The sequence below is a fragment of the Rhodococcus sp. 06-221-2 genome (assembly GCF_002258365.1).
GTDB classification, from domain to species: domain Bacteria; phylum Actinomycetota; class Actinomycetes; order Mycobacteriales; family Mycobacteriaceae; genus Rhodococcoides; species Rhodococcoides fascians.
Genome location: NZ_NOYJ01000033.1, coordinates 1 through 17287, shown reverse-complemented (window position 1 = coordinate 17287; position 17287 = coordinate 1). Strand labels below are relative to the sequence as shown.

14 protein-coding genes and 1 pseudogene are annotated in these 17287 nt (G+C 64.5%); 5 read left to right on the top strand and 10 right to left on the bottom strand.

Features of this window, described 5'->3' with window-relative positions; all coding sequences use genetic code 11:
* Window positions 1-20: 20 nt before the first annotated feature.
* Entirely contained in the window at window positions 21-704 is a 684-nt protein-coding gene (gene lexA / locus CH281_RS19525; protein ID WP_027496855.1) for a transcriptional repressor LexA, read from the bottom strand.
* Between the two features lie 399 nt (window positions 705-1103).
* Between lexA and CH281_RS19520 the strand changes: the two genes are divergently transcribed.
* Together CH281_RS19520 and nrdR are read left to right on the top strand one after the other, a co-directional pair.
* Window positions 1104-1493, top strand: coding sequence for a hypothetical protein (locus tag CH281_RS19520; protein WP_094652937.1), 390 nt, complete (start codon window positions 1104-1106; stop codon window positions 1491-1493).
* A 99-nt stretch (window positions 1494-1592) separates the two neighbouring features.
* Entirely contained in the window at window positions 1593-2039 is a 447-nt protein-coding gene (gene nrdR / locus CH281_RS19515) for a transcriptional regulator NrdR (RefSeq protein ID WP_094695404.1), read from the top strand.
* 30 nt (window positions 2040-2069) lie between these two features.
* Here nrdR and hrpA read toward each other — a convergent pair whose 3' ends face one another.
* Window positions 2070-5966, bottom strand: coding sequence for an ATP-dependent RNA helicase HrpA (hrpA, locus tag CH281_RS19510; RefSeq protein ID WP_094695403.1), 3897 nt, complete (start codon window positions 5964-5966; stop codon window positions 2070-2072).
* A 97-nt stretch (window positions 5967-6063) separates the two neighbouring features.
* On the opposite strand from hrpA, the gene CH281_RS19505 reads away from it, so the two are divergent.
* Window positions 6064-7323, top strand: a complete 1260-nt coding sequence (locus CH281_RS19505; RefSeq protein WP_032391489.1) for an aminotransferase family protein — start codon at window positions 6064-6066, stop codon at window positions 7321-7323.
* On the opposite strand, the gene CH281_RS19500 is transcribed toward CH281_RS19505, so the two are convergent.
* Window positions 7307-7537, bottom strand: coding sequence for a hypothetical protein (locus tag CH281_RS19500; protein ID WP_094652936.1), 231 nt, complete (start codon window positions 7535-7537; stop codon window positions 7307-7309). The two genes, CH281_RS19505 and CH281_RS19500, sit on opposite strands and share 17 nt — an antisense overlap.
* A gap of 37 nt (window positions 7538-7574) precedes the next feature.
* On the opposite strand from CH281_RS19500, the gene CH281_RS19495 reads away from it, so the two are divergent.
* Window positions 7575-8249 carry a hypothetical protein gene (locus tag CH281_RS19495; protein ID WP_027496861.1) on the top strand — a complete coding sequence of 225 codons (675 nt, stop codon included), beginning with the start codon at window positions 7575-7577 and terminating at the stop codon, window positions 8247-8249.
* Here the strand turns inward: CH281_RS19495 and CH281_RS19490 are convergent.
* From CH281_RS19490 to sthA, 7 genes are all read right to left on the bottom strand, one after another.
* On the bottom strand, window positions 8239-8913 hold the full coding sequence (locus tag CH281_RS19490; RefSeq protein WP_094695402.1) for a PhzF family phenazine biosynthesis protein: 675 nt from the start codon (window positions 8911-8913) through the stop codon (window positions 8239-8241). The genes CH281_RS19495 and CH281_RS19490 overlap by 11 nt on opposite strands.
* A gap of 96 nt (window positions 8914-9009) precedes the next feature.
* The gene (locus CH281_RS19485; protein ID WP_027496863.1) at window positions 9010-9549 is read right to left on the bottom strand and encodes a carboxymuconolactone decarboxylase family protein; all 540 of its coding nucleotides are present in this window, start codon (window positions 9547-9549) and stop codon (window positions 9010-9012) included.
* Between the two features lies 1 nt (window position 9550).
* A complete protein-coding gene (locus CH281_RS19480; RefSeq protein WP_032366622.1) occupies window positions 9551-10138 on the bottom strand; it encodes a peroxiredoxin in 588 nt (195 codons plus the stop codon).
* A gap of 454 nt (window positions 10139-10592) precedes the next feature.
* On the bottom strand, window positions 10593-13109 hold the full coding sequence (locus CH281_RS19475; RefSeq protein WP_027496866.1) for a DEAD/DEAH box helicase: 2517 nt from the start codon (window positions 13107-13109) through the stop codon (window positions 10593-10595).
* 65 nt (window positions 13110-13174) lie between these two features.
* Complete coding sequence (locus CH281_RS19470) at window positions 13175-14215, bottom strand: alpha/beta fold hydrolase (RefSeq protein WP_027496867.1); 1041 nt, start codon at window positions 14213-14215, stop codon at window positions 13175-13177.
* A 225-nt stretch (window positions 14216-14440) separates the two neighbouring features.
* A complete protein-coding gene (locus CH281_RS19465) occupies window positions 14441-15385 on the bottom strand; it encodes a proteasome assembly chaperone family protein (protein WP_094695401.1) in 945 nt (314 codons plus the stop codon).
* Window positions 15386-15566: 181 nt separating this feature from the next.
* Window positions 15567-16982: a Si-specific NAD(P)(+) transhydrogenase gene (gene sthA / locus CH281_RS19460; protein WP_032366488.1), complete on the bottom strand. Its 1416-nt coding sequence runs from the start codon at window positions 16980-16982 to the stop codon at window positions 15567-15569.
* A 164-nt stretch (window positions 16983-17146) separates the two neighbouring features.
* On the opposite strand from sthA, the pseudogene CH281_RS19455 reads away from it, so the two are divergent.
* Window positions 17147-17287 (top strand): annotated as a pseudogene (locus CH281_RS19455) (S-(hydroxymethyl)mycothiol dehydrogenase); the annotation flags it as partial.

Below are 17287 nucleotides of genomic sequence, written 5' to 3'. Positions count from 1 at the left end.
TCGTTGTGTCCGAACAGAGTTCAGAGCTTGCGCATCACGGTGACGACCTTGCCGAGAATGGCGGCATTGTTGCCCGGGATCGGCTCGAACAGTGGGTTGTGCGGCATGAGCCACACCTCACCCTTGGAACGCTTGAACGTCTTGACCGTGGCCTCACCCTCGATCATCGCCGCGACGATGTCGCCGTTGTCGGCCACGGACTGTTGACGCACCACCACCCAGTCACCGTCGCAGATCGCCGCGTCGATCATGGACTCGCCGACGACCTTGAGCAAGAACAGCGATCCCTGACCGACCAACTCGCGGGGGAGCGGGAACACGTCCTCGACGGCTTCCTCCGCCAGAATCGGACCACCCGCGGCGATCCGTCCGAGAACCGGCACGAACGTCGGCGTCGGCAACCGATCCTGCTCGTCGGACGCTGCCGAACCGTCCACCGCCGCCGCGGCCTGGTCGGCCTGCACCTCGTCCAGTCCGCGGACGTCCACAGCGCGAGGGCGGTTGGCGTCGCGCCGCAGGAACCCCTTGCGTTCGAGGGTGCGAAGCTGATGTGCGACGGACGACGTCGACGTCAGGCCCACGGCATCGCCGATCTCTCGAATGCTGGGTGGGTATCCGCGCTCGGTGACCGAGGCCCGGATGACCTCCAACACCTTCCGTTGGCGCTCGGTGAGCCCTGCACTGATGTCGGTGCCCACCTCCATGGCCTTCGGGGTCGGCTCGGCAGCCGGCTTTCCGGCTGCAGCCTTGCCGACCGTCGAGGATCCGGCTCGCGTGGAACCAGCTTTCGTGGAACCCGTCGTACTGGAACCGGTGATGGACCTCGTCGAGGTCTCGTCCTTCATGCTGTCGGCCTCCTGCTGATGCGGCTGGATTCGGTCTACGCGGTATCGATCCACGCGGACTGGAGTTGATGATGTCGACTCGTGTGGCGTGTGGTTTCTGACACGAATCTAGCGTGTATCAGCTGTTGAATCAAACATCTGTTCGACTCGTGTCGCGTTTTCTACAGACTTTGTCGGAGGCGCGTGATAGAACTTCGAACAAGCGTCCATCGAACGCCTGATCGAACAATCGATCCAACGAGCGAAGACGAGGTTCCGATGACCATCACCACCGATCGTCCCACCACTGCCGGTATGCGTTCGCGATCCGGTGTCGTCGAGCGTCGTCGGCGCTCGCGGCCCGTGCTGCAGAACTACGCGCGTCGGACGCAGAACGGCCCGTGCTTGCCTGTCGTGGACGAGTCCTGGACCGACGTCACCGATCGCGAGATGGCGGATCGAGACTTCGACGACACCTCGGCCCATTTCGCGAGCCAGACCGTGCGCCCACGCTCTCTCGTTCTGTGGATCTTGGCTGTGGTCGTCGTGGCCGGCGGTCTGATCGGCATCGCGAATCTGAGCGCGACCACACCCGACGCGGCCACTCAGCCTGCCGGCGCGGTCATGGTTCACGACGGAGCGCTCGTCGAGTACGCACCCAGCAGATGACCACCGGCACCATGGTGCCCAGCGTGGCTGAGTATCCTCGAAGACTGCCCCGACGCGCACGTTCGTCGTCGGAGTATCGGCTACGACGGAGGCTCCCTCATGCATTGCCCGTTCTGCAGGCACCCCGACTCACGCGTGGTGGATTCGCGTGAAATGGACGAGGGTCAGGCAATACGGCGACGCCGGTCCTGCCCCGAGTGCGGTCGACGCTTCACCACCGTGGAGGCTGCCGTGCTCGCCGTCGTGAAACGCAGTGGTGTGACCGAGCCGTTCAGTCGGGAGAAGGTCGTCAAAGGAGTTCGTCGCGCCTGCCAGGGCAGAGACGTCGACAACGACGCGCTGAACCTGCTGGCTCAGCAAGTCGAAGACAATATTCGCGCGGCCGGTTCGGCCGAGATTCCCAGCAACGAAGTGGGCCTGGCCATTCTCGGACCGCTACGCGATCTCGACGAAGTGGCCTACCTCCGTTTCGCATCGGTCTACCGCTCGTTCAGTTCGGCAGAGGACTTCGAGAAGGAAATTCACGAACTCCGCAAACATCGATAGTCCGCCGACGTCGAGTGAACCGCGGGCCGATCAGCGAGACTGATCGGCGATCGCCTTCTCGATGCGCTTCTCCGATACCGGATACGCGGTGCGAATTCCCTGCGCGAACAGCCCCACCCGCAGCTCCTCGATCATCCAGAACAGCTCCTGCACACCCGGGCTGTTCTTCCTGCTCTCCGGGAGCGAATCCAACAGCCGCCCGTACGAGCTGTACACCCGGTCGAGAACGTCCATCGCCGCAGCGTCGCGGCCCGCGCTGCTCGGCAGAGTGGACAGCCGCTTCGTCGCCGCAGCGAGATAGCGTGGCAGATCGGCCAACCGTCGAGAACCGAACTCGGTGACGAAACCGCGAAAGATCAAGCCGTCGAGCTGCTCTCGGACATCGTCGGCCGGCTCACCCGATGCGCTCTGCAACTGGGCCGACAGAGCCAACGCGGCCGTCAGGACCGGTCGAACCAGTGCGAGAACAGCAGCAGTACGCCGCGGAACCTCCGCGTCCACCAGTGCCCTGAGCTTGTCGAACTCGGCCGGATCGCGAACCGGTCCGCCGTGCGCGTCCATCGCTTCTTCCACAGCGAGCGCACGGCATTCCTCGAGCAGCGCATCGACGCCGCCGTACGGGTTCTGGCCGAGCGCAAGACGTTCGGCGGTCGGCAGCCCGGCCAACAGCGCCTTCGTTCCCTTCGGTGCCGTGGCGAGCAGCAGAGTACGGGTGCCCGCGCGCATGGCTGCTCGTTGCTGGGCGGGGGTACTGAGCACTCGCACCGCCACGCCCGAACCCTCGGGTACCAACGCCGGGTACCCGGTGACCTTCTGCCCGCCCACGTCTCGGGTGACCGTGGGTTCCAAGCGGCCCAACGTGCCCGAGGTCCACGCCAGCGTCGGGGCGCGCTCCGCGTCGCCGACCGCACGTGCGACCTGTCGGCCGACCTCACCGGCCAGACCGGCGCGCAGCGCAGTCAGATCCTTGTTGCTGCCGAGCACGGTCCCGGACGGGTCGACCGCGGCGAACGTCATTCGCAGGTGATCGGGTAGCGCCGCAGTGTCGAAGTCCTTCGCGGTGATGTGGCACTGTGCGGCCCGTGAGAGTTCTCGGGCCAGAGCCGTCACGAGTGTTTCGGCCCGCGGTTTCATCACCGCCAACGCTGCCGCAGCGAAGTCCGGAGCCGGAACCACATTGCGTCGCAATGCCTTCGGTAGTGTCTTGATCAAGGCGGTGACGAGCTCGGCGCGCATCCCTGGCACCAGCCAGTCGAAGCCGACCGGCTGTACCTGAGCGAGCAGTGCGATGGGAATCCGCGCGGTGACGCCGTCAGCGGCCGTGCCGGGCTCGAATTGATACGTCAGTGGGAATTGAATGTCACCCTGTCGCCACGCGTCCGGATACGCACCCGTCAGTACAGACGCGGCGTCCGAGTTGACGACGGTGTCCGTAGTGAAGTCGAGCAGGGACGGATCTTGCCGGCGGGCCTTCTTCCACCAGGTGTCGAAGTGTCGCGCAGACACGGCTTCCGGGGCGATGCGGGCGTCGTAGAAATCGAACAGTGCGTCGTCGTCGACGACGATGTCCCGTCGCCGAGCACGATGTTCGAGCTCGCCGACGTCGTCGAGCAGAGCCCTGTTCTTGTGAAAGAACCCGTGCTGGGTCTTCCATTCGCCCTGAACCAGGGCATGCCTGATGAAGAGCTCGCGAGACGCCTCGGGATCGATGCGGTGATAGTTGACCGGGCGCTGCGTCACCAACGGGATGCCGTACAACGTCACCCGTTCGTAGGCCAGCGCCGATTCCCGTTTGATCGACCAGTGTGGTTCGGAATACGTGCGCTTCACCAGATGCGGTGCCAACCGTTCGGCCCATTCCGGTTCGATGCGGGCGGCCATCCGGCCCCACAATCGTCCGGTCTCGACCAGTTCTGCAGCCATGACCCAGCGCGGTGGCTTCTTGAACAGACCTGACCCGGGGAAGATCGCGAAATGTGCTCCGCGGGCACCCAGAAATTCACGCTTGTCGCCCTCTCTCAGGCCGACGTGCGAGAGCAGGCCGGACAGCAGGGACTGATGCAGTGCATTCTCGCTCGACTCTGCGTCGGGCACTGTCCATCCGAGGCCGCGGGTGATCTGGCGGAGTTGTCCGTGCAGGTCCTGCCATTCGCGGATCCGCAGGTAGTGCAGGAACTCGGTGCGGCACATGCGTCGGAACTGGTTGGAAGACAGCTCGTCTCGCTGCTGCCGCAGATACTTCCACAGCTGCACGTACGCCAGGAAGTCCGAATTCTCGACCGCGAAACGGGCATGCTTCTCGTCTGCAGCCTGTTGGTGCTCGGCGGGACGCTCGCGCACGTCCTGAATCGACAACGCCGCCACCACCACCAGAGCGTCACGAAGCGATCCGTTGCCGTTGGCCTCGACCAACATTCGTGCCATTCGAGGATCGACAGGAAGGGCAGACAGTTCGCGGCCGATCGGGGTGAGCTCGGCAGTGCCGTCCTTGGTGGCCGGCTTCAGTGCTCCGAGTTCTTCCAGCAAGCCGATACCGTCGCGGATGCTGCGTGGATCCGGCGGCTCGACGAAGGGAAACGCGTCGATCTTGCCCAATCCGAGCGCGGTCATCTGCAGAATGACCGAGGCCAGATTGGTGCGCAGAATCTCCGGCTCGGTGAACTGCGGACGAGACTCGAAGTCTTCCTCCGAGTACAACCGAATACAGATCCCGTCGGCGACGCGTCCGCAGCGACCCGCCCGCTGGCGCGCGGACGCCTGTGAAATCGGTTCGATGGGCAGCCGCTGCACCTTGGTGCGCAACGAGTATCGCGAGATGCGCGCGGTGCCCGGGTCCACGACGTAGCGGATGCCGGGGACCGTCAGCGACGTTTCCGCCACGTTCGTCGACAGCACGACCCGGCGTCCCGAGTGCGGTGAGAACACCCGATGCTGTTCGGCGGCAGAGAGTCTGGCGTACAGCGGCACGATCTCGGTGTTGCGGAGATTGCGATCGGCCAGCGCGTCCGCGGTATCGCGAATTTCGCGTTCACCGGACAGGAACACCAAGATGTCGCCGTCACCCTCGGACATCAGCTCGTCGACGGCCTGGCAGGTGGCATCGACGGGATCGAGGTCGATCGTCGTTTCTCCCGCGTCGACCGTCAGGGGCCGATACCGCATCTCGACCGGGAACGTACGGCCGGATACCTCGATGATCGGTGCTGCGACTCCGTCACGTGCGAAATGTTGCGCGAATCGCTCCGGATCGATGGTCGCCGACGTGATGACGATCTTGAGATCGGGTCGCCGGGGGAGCAGTTGCGCGAGGTATCCCAGGATGAAGTCGATGTTCAGGCTGCGCTCGTGCGCCTCGTCGATGATGAGGGTGTCGTACTGGCGGAGCAGTCGGTCGCGTTGGATCTCGGCCAGCAGAATGCCGTCTGTCATCAGCTTGACGAGGGTCGAATCGGAGGATTGATCGGTGAATCGAACCTTGTAGCCGATCGATTCGCCCAGTGGTTGACCCACCTCCTCGGCGATGCGCTCGGCAACGGTGCGCGCCGCCAACCTTCGGGGCTGCGTGTGACCGATCGAGCCGCGGATTCCGCGCCCCAGTTCGAGGCAGATCTTGGGAATCTGGGTGGTTTTGCCGGACCCGGTTTCACCGGCGACGATGACGACCTGGTGGGCAGCGATCGCTGCGGCGATGTCGTCCTTGCGCGCGCTGACGGGCAACGCCTGCGGATATTCGAGGGTGGGCACTGCCGCCTGGCGTGTGGAGATGACGGCTTCTGCGCGAGCTACGTCGCGTTCGAGCGCGGCGACGGCGTCCTCGGTGCGGGCCTTGTCGAGACGTCGTCGGAGCCGGTTCTCGTCGCGGATGGTGAGCTGTGCAACACGTGCGGCGAGTGCTCGTCGATCACCGGACGAATTCGAGGTAGACATACTCGTACCAGGATATCCGTTACGCGGTACTCACCCGAACTCCGTCCGGGAACGAACCGATGCACTCGCCGAATTCGACGTGACTACTGTGTAGCGCATGTCTTCCGACCTCGATCCAGCCGCCTCCACACACACCTCCGCGCTGTGGCACGGCTTCGCCGACATGGGCAACGTCACCGCCAATGGGCCGTTCGTCGTCTCGCGCGGCGAGGGTGCGTACATCTTCGACAACGAGGGCAACCGATACCTCGACGCCACCGCCGGTCTGTGGTTCACCAACGTCGGTCACGGTCGCCGCGAGATCGCCGACGCCGTTGCAGCGCAGCTGAGCTCGATCGCGCACTACTCCAACTTCGGCGACTTCGTGCCCGAGACCACGTTGGCACTGGCCGATCGTCTCGCCGCCATCGCACCGGTGCCGGGCAGCAAGATCTTCTTCACCTCGGGCGGATCGGACTCCATCGACACCGCGGCGAAGCTTGCGCGCCGCTACTGGGTCGAAATGGGACGGCCGTCCAAGAAGATCATCGTCGGGCGGCAGAAGGCCTACCACGGCATGCACGTCGCGGGCACCGCGCTCGCCGGCATTCCGGTCAACAAGGAGAACTACGGCGAGCTGATGCCGGACGCCAGAACAGTGGCGTGGGACGACGCGAAATCGCTTCTCGCGCTGATCGAAGAGGTCGGAGCCGAGAACGTCGCCGCCTTCTTCTGCGAACCGGTGATCGGAGCGGGTGGAATCTACTTGCCTCCCGAGGGCTACCTACGTGAGGTACGGCAGATCTGCCGCGACAACGACGTGCTGTTCGTCGCCGACGAAGTGGTGACCGGATTCGGCCGGATCGGCGGTAGTTGGTTCGCCTCCACCCGCTTCGAGCTCGAACCCGACCTGATGACGACCGCCAAGGGGTTGACGTCGGGCTACGTCCCGATGGGCGCCGTGTTCATCGCTCCGAAGATCGCCGAACCGTTCTTCGCAGGCGGAGTCTGGTGGCGTCACGGCTACACCTACGGTGGCCACGCAGGTGCAGCCGCCGCAGCGATGGCCAATCTCGACATCATCGAGCGCGAGGACCTGCTGAGTCACTCCAAGCGCATCGAAGCCGCACTGCACACCCACCTCGCGCCCCTGGCCGACCACGATCGGGTCGCGGAAGTCCGCAGCGGCATCGGCGCTGTCGCAGCCGTTCAGCTCGCCGACCCGGCGGAGGCATTACCGTTCGTGAAAACGTTGAGAGCTCATGGTGTTTCGGGCCGCGCGGCCGGACAGGGTGCAATGCAGATCTCGCCGGCGTTCGTCATGACCGACGCCGAGATCGAGGATATGGCCTCGCGCATCCTCAGTGCGCTCGGCTGAACCGAAGTCTGCTCAACAGCTGCTTCCCCCGCGAGAGCGGGGGAGCAGGTACGGGTTCCGGCTCGGCGGAGATCGCCGCGAACCGCCGGTGCAGCTGATCGCGCACTTCGTCGGGCGCATACGCGCGCCGCTTGCGCTCGGACCGCACCACCAACGCCCCGGTGGCCGCAACCCCGGCCATCCCGGCGAGACCGAGAGCTTTCCAGACGTTCATGCGGCAACCGTACCGCCACGAGATCTAGGGTTGGTCCATGAATCCGTCGCGAATCAGCCTCGATACCGCTGTGGATGCCACCAGAACCGGCGATATCTGGATCTTCCGTGGCCATTCTTCGGCGGACCGCGCAATTCAGGCTCTGACGAACAGCCCGGTCAATCACGTCGGTATGGCCGTCGTTCTGGACGACCTGCCGCCGCTGATGTGGCACGCAGAGCTCGGAAAGTCGTTGCAGGACATGTGGACAGGAAACTTCCAGCGTGGAGTGCAGCTGCACGACCTACGCGCTGCCGTCACGCACTGGGCCCAGCGGTATCAACAGCGTTGTTGGCTGCGGCAATTGGACGGATACGCCGGTCGTTCCCCCGGCTCCACTCCGGCCGTGACGAAGGAGCAGGAAGACGCGCTGCTTCGCACCATCGCGCGGATGGACGGAACGGCTTTTCCGACCACCGCGGCGCTCGCCGGTCGGTGGTTCCGTGGACGCGTGCCGGCGCTCCGGAAGAACGCGCAGGAGAGCGCTGCGCTCGAAACCGCGTACTGCGCCGAAGTCGTTGCGATGACCTACGACTCGATGGGTCTGTTGACGGGAAACAAGAAAGCCAACTGGTTCGATCCAGGAAAGTTCTGGAGCGGCGACCGTCTGCCACTGGCGGAAGGGGTGCGTCTGGGTGAGGAAATCGAAGTGGACGTGCCCGTCACACCGTGATCGAGTCGTCGTCGACGCTTCGGCCCCCGAGCTCCACCCACCCGTCCTCGTCGACGGTGGTCCACAGCTCAGACCCCGCACCCTGGACGATGTTCAGGCCCCGACCGAGCTCGGCAGTGAGCCGGACGGCGGCAGCACCTGTTGCCTCGTCCTCGGCGATTCCCATCATCGGCGCGAACATGCGCGAGCGCAGTTCGGCGCGCTGCTCGTCGGTCCAGGCCCAGATGTAGTGGTGGCCACTGTCGTAGGTGTTCGGATCTGCCGCTGCCACCTCGGTTGCGTCGTGGACCTGATGAAACGTGAACTGCGGAGCCCACTCGGCGCGTGCACGCACCCAGGTGAGCTCGCCGTCGTAGCGGATGTCGAGCGTGGCAGCGGGGACGGTGAGCGTCTGCACCGAGTGTCCGTTGTTGCGAAGCCACCAGGACAATCCGACCGTCGGATGTCCGGCGAACGGGAGCTGCGTCGCCGGGGTGTAGATCGTCGCCGACGCGGTTCCGGGTGATGAGCGATCGACGAACACCGTCTCGCTGAAACCCAACCGGGTGGCAATATCCTGCCTGTCGCTCTCGCCGACAGCGCGCGCGTCGACAATCCCCAGTAGATTGCCGAACCTGCCGTCGGCATCGGTGAACACTCGGACGACGGACACATCGATAGCCATGCGGGGACGTTACCAATGCGTCGTCGAGGCGTCACGATCGACGACGAACGGGGACCCGCCGCAGCGGATCCCCGTTTCGACCTGTTCAGCGGAACCTCAGACGGAGGCACCGTCGAGTACGCGGCCGGCCTCGACGGCCTGCGCGACACCCGCGACGATCGATGCGGCGCGAATCGCCTCGAAGATCTTCTCGCGGTCGACGCCCTCGGCGCGCAGAGTCTTCTCGTGCGCCTCGAGGCAGTGGTTGCATCCGTTGACGGCCGAGACCGCGAGCGACCACAGCTCGAAATCGGCCTTCTCGACGCCAGGGTTGCCGATGATGTTCATACGCAAGCCGGCGCGTAGATCGTCGTACTTTCCGTCCAGGTAGCCCTTGGTGCGGTAGAAGACGTTGTTCATACCCATGATCGACGCGGCACCCAGAGCGGCGTTGTACGCCTCGGCCGACAACGAGTCGGCGGCGTCCTCGGCGATCTCTTTCAACGTGGTCGCGGACTTCGACGCGGCGGCCACCGAAAGCAATGTGCCCCAGAGCTGTTGCTCGCTGAGCACGGTGGACCGCACGATCGAACCGAGGTTGAGCTTGAGATCCTTCGCGTATTCGGGGACGGCGTTCTTCAAATTGTCGATCGACATGTCAGACGCTCGCAGTCAGTAGTTCGCCGGCGTCGATGGTGGGATCGCCCTTCTTCCAGTTGCAGGCGCACAGCTCATCCGACTGCAGTGCGTCCAGTACTCGAAGAACCTCGTCCACATTGCGACCGACCGATCCGGCGGTGACCGAGACGAACTGGATCTCGTTGTTCGGGTCCACGATGAAAGTGGCCCGGTCGGCGACGCCGTCGGCATTGAGAACACCGGTGGCAGCGGCCAATTCGCGCTTGAGATCCGAGAGCATCGGGAAGGGGAGCGTCTTGAGCTCGTCGTGCTGCGCGCGCCACTGGAAGTGCACGAATTCGTTGTCGACGGAGGCACCGAGGACCTGCGCGTCACGATCTTCGAACTCGTCGTTGAGCTTGCCGAATGCTGCGATCTCGGTGGGGCACACGAACGTGAAGTCCTTGGGCCAGAAGAAGACGATGCGCCACTTTCCGGCGTGGTCGTCGCTGGTGACGGTGGTGAAGTAGTCGTCGGGCTGCTGCGCGTTCACCTTGGACAGGTCGCCGCCGATGACGGCGGTGAGATTGTATGCGGGGAACTGGTCGCCGATTGTCAACAGTGCCATGTGGTCTCCTCGTGTCGAAATGATCGCGTCGGTTCCGTCGGGAAGCGGTTCGGCTCGGTGGCGATTGTGCAGCCGCACGAGCTCGACCGACCTGGACGAGTGTGCCAAAAATGGGCCGAAAGGTAAACGTGATGAGTGGCACTGGACCGACAGGCGTGCCCGATCGACGCTGTCGACCGACGCAGTCTTGTGCGCGCTCCGTTCATTACCGCCACTTCGTAACGGCGACAACGCAATTGAAGTCGACCCCGTTTCGAGTCGTCGAATACTCGGTACCTGTCCAACCTGCCGAATGTACGGAGCATTTCGTCTCCGTCGTACTGCCCGGTCGTGTACTCGGCGGACGCCCCCCGACCTTTGCCGCGCAACGCAATTCGGGTCGAGAGCACGGAACGGGTCGGCCATAGCCGACTTCGCGACGCTCGCAGGCCTTCTCGCGCACGAGGCGCATGCATCAGCCGGGCGTGACGACGATCTCGTCGAACACGATTTCTCCGGCCGCGTCGGATTCGGCGAGGTCGATGACAGCATCGAGGGACCAGCCGTGGTCGCCGTCCGGATCTTCGAGTACTTGGCGGACCGTGGTGGATTCCGCACCGACGTTCAGGGTGAACAGCGCCGGCCCGCGAGCCGAGGGGCCGGTGCCGATGAACCCGTACTCGGCGAAGAACGGCTCCAATTCCTCCTCCCAATCCGGCCCGTCGTCCAGGTCGTCGAGCGCGTTCCACTGACGACGCGCCGCCAGATCGACCCTTCGAAAAATCGCGTTACGGGCCAGGATTCGGAAAGCCCGTGGATTCGCCGAGATCGGACGCGGCGCATCGGACCCGTACGCCTCGACCAGGGCTTCCGGTTCGGCACCGGGGTCGGTCAGGTTCTCCCACTCGTCGAGCAGGCTGGAATCGACTTGCCGAACCAGCTCGCCCAGCCACTCGGTGATGTCTTGGACCTCCTCGGTGCGCGATTCCGGCGGAACCGTCTGGCGCAGAGTGCGGTACGCGTCGGCGAGGTAGCGCAGTACCAAGCCCTCCGAGCGCATGAGGCCGTAGTGACTGATCAGCTCCGCGAAGGTCATCGCGCGCTCGACCATGTCACGGACGACGGACTTGGGCGACAGGCCCACCTCGGAGAGCCACGGGTGAGACCCGCGGTAGATCTCGAAGGCCGGAACGAGCAGCTCGGCAAGGGGTTTCGGCCAGGTGACCTCTTCGAGGAGTTCCATCCGCTCGTCGTACTCGATGCCGTCGGCCTTCATCTGGGCCACCGCTTCGCCGCGTGCGGCATGTTGCTGCGCCATCAACACCTGCCGAGGATCGTCGAGCGTCGACTCGATGATCGACACCACGTCGAGCGCGTGGGTGGGGGAGTCGACGTCGAGCAACTCGAACGAGGCCACCGCGAACGTCGACAACGGCTGATTGAGCGCGAAGTCCGGCTGCAAGTCCACCGTCAGCCTGGCATGGCGCCCGTCCGCGTCCGGCTCGGCCAACTGTTCGACGATTCCGGCCTCCACCAGGCCGCGGTAAAGCGACAGCGCACGCAGGATGTGCTTGCGCTGAGCCGGCCGGGTCTCGTGGTTGTCCTCGAGCAGATGACGCATCGCGTGGAAGCAATTGCCCGGCCGCGCAATGACATTGAGCAACATCGCATTGCTGACCGAGAACCGGGACGTCAACGGCTCCGGGCTCGCCGCGATGATGCGCTCGAACGTCGGCTCGCCCCACGAGACGAAGCCGTCGGGTGCCTTCTTGCGCTGTACCCGCTTGAGCTTTTTCGGGTCGTCACCGGCTTTGGCCACGAGCCGAGCATTCTCGATGTCGTGCTCGGGTGCCTCGACCACGACGGTGCCGAGGGTGTCGTACCCCGCGCGGCCCGCGCGTCCCGCGATCTGATGGAACTCACGCGCCCGAAGCTTGCGTGTTCTGATGCCGTCGTATTTGGTGAGTCCGGTGAACAGCACGGTCCGGATGGGAACGTTGATGCCCACGCCCAACGTGTCGGTACCGCAGATCACCTTCAACAGACCGTCCTGCGCCAGTTTCTCCACCAGCCTGCGGTACTTGGGAAGCATGCCGGCGTGATGCACCCCGATACCGTGACGAACCAGTCTGGACAGCGTCGACCCGAAGCCGGTGGTGAAGCGGAAATTGCCGATGGCCTCGGCTATCGCGGCCTTCTCTTGCTTGGACGCGACATTGATGCTCGTCAGGGCCTGAGCGCGTTCGAGTGCCGCTGCCTGGGTGAAGTGCACGACGTACACCGGAGCCAGGTGCGTCTGCACCAGCTCCTCGATCGTTTCGCCGATCGGGGTGGTGACATACGAGAACATCAACGGGACAGGCCGCTCGGTGCCGGAGACGACGGTGGTCGTGCGGCCGGTACGTCGGGTCAGATCGTCGCGGAAGAACGAGACGTCGCCCAACGTCGCCGACATGAGCAGGAACTGGGCGTTCGGCAGTTCGATCAGAGGTACCTGCCAGGCCCATCCCCGGTCCGGCTCGGAGTAGTAGTGGAACTCGTCCATGATCACTTGGCCGATGTCGGAGTCGGCGCCCTGCCGCAGTGCCAGGTTCGCGACGATCTCGGCAGTGGCGCAGATGATCGGCGCACCGGAATTGACCGACGCGTCGCCGGTCATCATGCCGACGTTCTGCGCTCCGAAGATCTCGCACAGGGCAAAGAACTTCTCGCTGACAAGCGCCTTGATCGGCGCGGTGTAGAAACTGCGAATGCCTGCGGCCATGGCCGCGAAGTGGGCACCGATGGCGACCATGGACTTTCCGGAACCGGTCGGCGTGGCCAGGATGACGTTGGATCCCGAGACCAGCTCGATCAGCGCCTCTTCCTGCGCGGGATACAGCGTCAGGCCCCGGTCCGAGGCCCAGGTGGTGAACGTGTCGAACAGGACGTCCGGGTCCACGCCGTCGGAGGTGGCGGCGGAAACGTCGGGTATCAGTTCGGTGAGGAGCACCTCTACAGGCTATGTGTCGGTGACGGCGGTTCCCGAATCGACACCGAACGCCTGCGACGGGAGCGTCAGGTCGCGCTTCGCTCGTCGGACCCCATGGCCCCGAGCACGGCCATCCTGGTGCTCGAGCTGCCGCTGATCATGTCCTCGCCGACGCCGGTGATGAGCAAGTTGCGCCAGCGCACCTCGTCGAAACTGAGCGAGGGAGTCGAGTCGATGAAGTCCTCGAGGACCTGAAGGAAGCGCATCGGATCGTCGCGAAACGGGAAGTGTCCGGAATTGTCGAACACTTCCAGCTTCGAACCGGGCATGGCGGAATGAGCCAGCCGGGCGTGCGCCACCGGGATCACCGAGTCCTGCTCACCCCACACCAGCAGCACCGGCAGATTCTCGGTGAGATAACAGCGGTCCAGCATCGTGACCACCTGGCCACGCCAGTCCACCACGGCACGCAACGTCCGTAGGTAGGCCTCGTACGTCGTCGGCGCAGGCAGTTCGCTCAGCACTCGGATCAGATCGGGGGTGTCGTGCAGCATCGACCCCGGTCGCAGTGGGGAGCTGTGCAGTTTGCTCAACAGGCCGCCGGCCAGCTTGACCGCCGGTATCGCGCCCGGCAAGCGCAGCAGCTTCACCGCCTCGGAGAGGAACGGCATCGACGCCAGTCGCAGAAGGGGGTGCACGTCCTTGGTCACTCCGCCCGAGGACACCAACGCGAGGCGATCGACCATGTGCGGGAACTGATAGGCGAACTGCATCGCCACCCCGCCGCCGAGCGAATGGCCCACCACGGTGACGTGCTCGATGCCCAGGACCGACAACAGATCGCGCATACCGTTGGCGTACGCGGCAACGGAATAGTCGGCCCGAGGTTTGTCGGAGCGGCCGTGGCCGAGGAGATCGGGTGCGATCACCGTGTAGCTCTTGGCGAGGTGCGGGATGACCTCGTTCCACGTCTCGGAATTGTCACCGATCCCGTGGATCAGCAGCAGCACAGGGCCCTCACCGGCCATGCGAAAGGCCCGCCGATAGCCGTGAATGGTCCGAAAGATCAGTCGCGGTTCCTCGTCGGGAACCGGCCGGAGCTTACGACTGCGCGGAGTAGTGGACATTCGCGCCTCCTGATTCCCTGGTGCGCCGACGTACGGCGCAGTACGGCGTCGCTGCTCACGAGAGCGCAGCAACACAGACGACGGTTGTGTGTTGCTACGACTCTCGCACGAGATCGCGCTCGGGGCAGAGCATCGGGCGTATTGCGGGTTACAGGTATGTTGCGATCCGCCGGGGCTGTCGCATATGACTGGATCCCACTGCTTTCGCTGTGACCAGCTCCACAATTACCGGGGTGCTTGCCCGTCTCCGTCGTCGAGGCCGGCCTGCTCGGCCAGGAACCGCTCGAACTCGGCACCCAGCTCGTCGCCGCTGGGGAGCGGCTCGTCACTGGCCAACAGCGTGGACTGTTGTTCCTGCGCGGCGACATACGTGTCGTACTGGCGCTCGAGCGCCTGTACGACCGACTGCACTTCCTCGTTTCCGGTGATGTGCTCGTTGACCTGCTCCCGGACGCGAGCCGCGGCCTCGCCCAACGCTGCCAACGGTAGATCGAGCTCGGCGGCTTCACCGACGTTCTCGAGCAGCGTTTCCGCAGCCCCCGGGTAGTCCGTCTGCGCCAGATAATGCGGGACGTGTACCGAGAAGCCCATCGATTCGTGGCCGTGCTGCGCCATCCGTAGTTCGAGCAAGGACGATGCACTACCGGGCACCTGCAGCTCGCCCGCCCAGCTGTTGCCTTCCTTGACCAACGCCCTGTCGCTCGCGTGCGCGGTGACGCCCAGCGGGCGGGTGTGCGGAATGGCCATCGGAATGGAGCCGAGACCGATCGTGCGCCGCACTCCGAGCTGCTCGGCAAGCAGCCGCACTGCCGTCGTGAACTTCTCCCATCGCAGATCGGGCTCCATGCCTGCCAGAAGAAGGAAGGGGGTCCCCACGTTGTCCTTGACGGCATACAAGTTGAGCTCGGGAGCGTCGTAATCCGAGAAATGATCGGACTTGAACGTCATGGTCGGCCGACGGGACCGGTAAACGATCAACTCGTCGACATCGAAGGAGGCCACCAGCTCGGTTTCGAGACTCTCCCGCAGATGGGTCGTCGCAAGCTTCACGGCATGGCCGGCGTCGGAGAATCCTTCCAGCCCGTGCACCAGCACGGGCCCGACTCCGTCGTTGGAGAAAATCTGAGGTGCCGGAAATTCCAGCTCGTACATCTTCGACTGTTCGGTCATGGCCGGGCCCCTTTCGGATCGACTCGTCGATGCCTCGACGCGAGCATCGGGTCAGAATACGCGGACCGTCTGCTCGAGCCGCATACACGCCGACGTCGATCGTGGTGAATCACTACCCGACAGAACAACCGCGGAACCGTCGTTCATTCCCGGTCGGCGATTCGGTCCCCGCGTCGACGCATCAGCGGTCGAAATTCGCCAGGGCTCGGATCTTGTTGGTGACGTCCAGAGCGGCGACCTTGTACGCCTCGGACAACGTCGGATAGTTGAAGACCGCGTCGACCAGGTAGTCGACGGTGCCGCCGCATCCCATGACGGCCTGACCGATGTGCACCAGATCCGTGGCTCCCGAACCGAAGATGTGCACGCCGAGAATCGAACGGTCCTCGGTGGAGACGAGCAACTTGAGCATTCCGTACGAGTCCCCGGCGATCTGGCCACGGGCGAGTTCGCGGTATCGCGACACACCGACCTCGTAAGGAATGGATCCCTTCGTCAGATCGACCTCCGTCGCGCCGACGTACGAGACCTCGGGGATGGAGTAGATGCCGATCGGTTGGACGTCGGTGAGCTGCGCGCTCGGTTCCCCGAACGCGTGATACGCCGCCAACCTGCCCTGATCCATCGACGTCGCCGCCAACGCCGGAAACCCGATGACGTCGCCGACGGCATAGATGTGGTCCACCTTGGTCTGAAAATGCTCGTCGACGAAGATGCGCCCACGGGCATCCGCTTCGAGGCCCGCGTTCTCGAGTTCGAGGGCCGTGGTCAGCCCCTGGCGACCCGCCGAGTACATCACCGTCTCCGCCGGGATGCGTTTGCCGCTGGCAAGGGTCGTCACCGTGCCGTTCGGCCCGACGTCCACCGCGGTGACTGCTTCACCGAAGCGGAACGTCACCGCGAGATCGCGGAGGTGGAACTGCAGGGATTCGATGATCTCGCGATCGCAGAAGTCGAGCATCGAATCGCGTTTCTCGACGACGGTCACCTTGGTGCCCAGGGCGGCGAACATCGAGGCGTACTCGATGCCGATCACGCCGGCACCCACGACGACCATCGACGCCGGGATGAACTCCAAGTTCAGAATGCCGTCGGAGTCCAACACCCGGTAGTCGTCGAATGCGACGTCGGCGGGTCGCGCGGGGGCGGTGCCGGTGGCGATCACCACGTTGGCGGCCGAGACCGTGATGCGCTCGCCCCGGGCCTCGTCCTCGACGACGATGGTGTGTGCATCCAGAAACTTGCCGACCCCGGTGATCAGCTCGATGCGGTTACGGAGCAGTTGCGAGCGCACCACCTCGATTTCCTTACCGATCACATGCTGGGTTCGGGCCAGCAGGTCGGCGGGAGTGATGTCGGCCTTGACGCGGTAGCTCGCGCCGTACAGCTCTCGCTGATTCATCCCCGTCAGATAGAGGACGGCTTCTCGGAGTGTCTTGGACGGAATGGTTCCGGTGTTGACGCACACGCCGCCGAGCATGTGGCCCTTCTCCACGATCGCCACTCGCTTTCCGAGCTTCGCGGCCGCGATCGCGGCCTTCTGGCCTCCGGGGCCCGAGCCGATGACCACCAGGTCGTATTCCATGGGTGCAGACATCGTTCATAGGTACCGCTCGCACGAGAAGACTGTGTGCCCGCTCGGTCACGAGCGTGTGAATTCCGCGGCTCGTCCCACCGAACGAATGCAGATGTCGCCACGTGACGATGCGTTGTGCGAGGCTGAACCGAGCACGCAACACACGATTTTCAGTGGAGGAATACATGCCGCAGCAGGTCCGCGCCGTCGTCGCCAAGAGCAAAGGCGAGCCCGTCTCGATCGAGACGATCACCATTCCCGATCCCGGCCCGAACGATGTCGTGGTCACCATCGCCGCGTGCGGGGTGTGTCATACCGATCTGCAT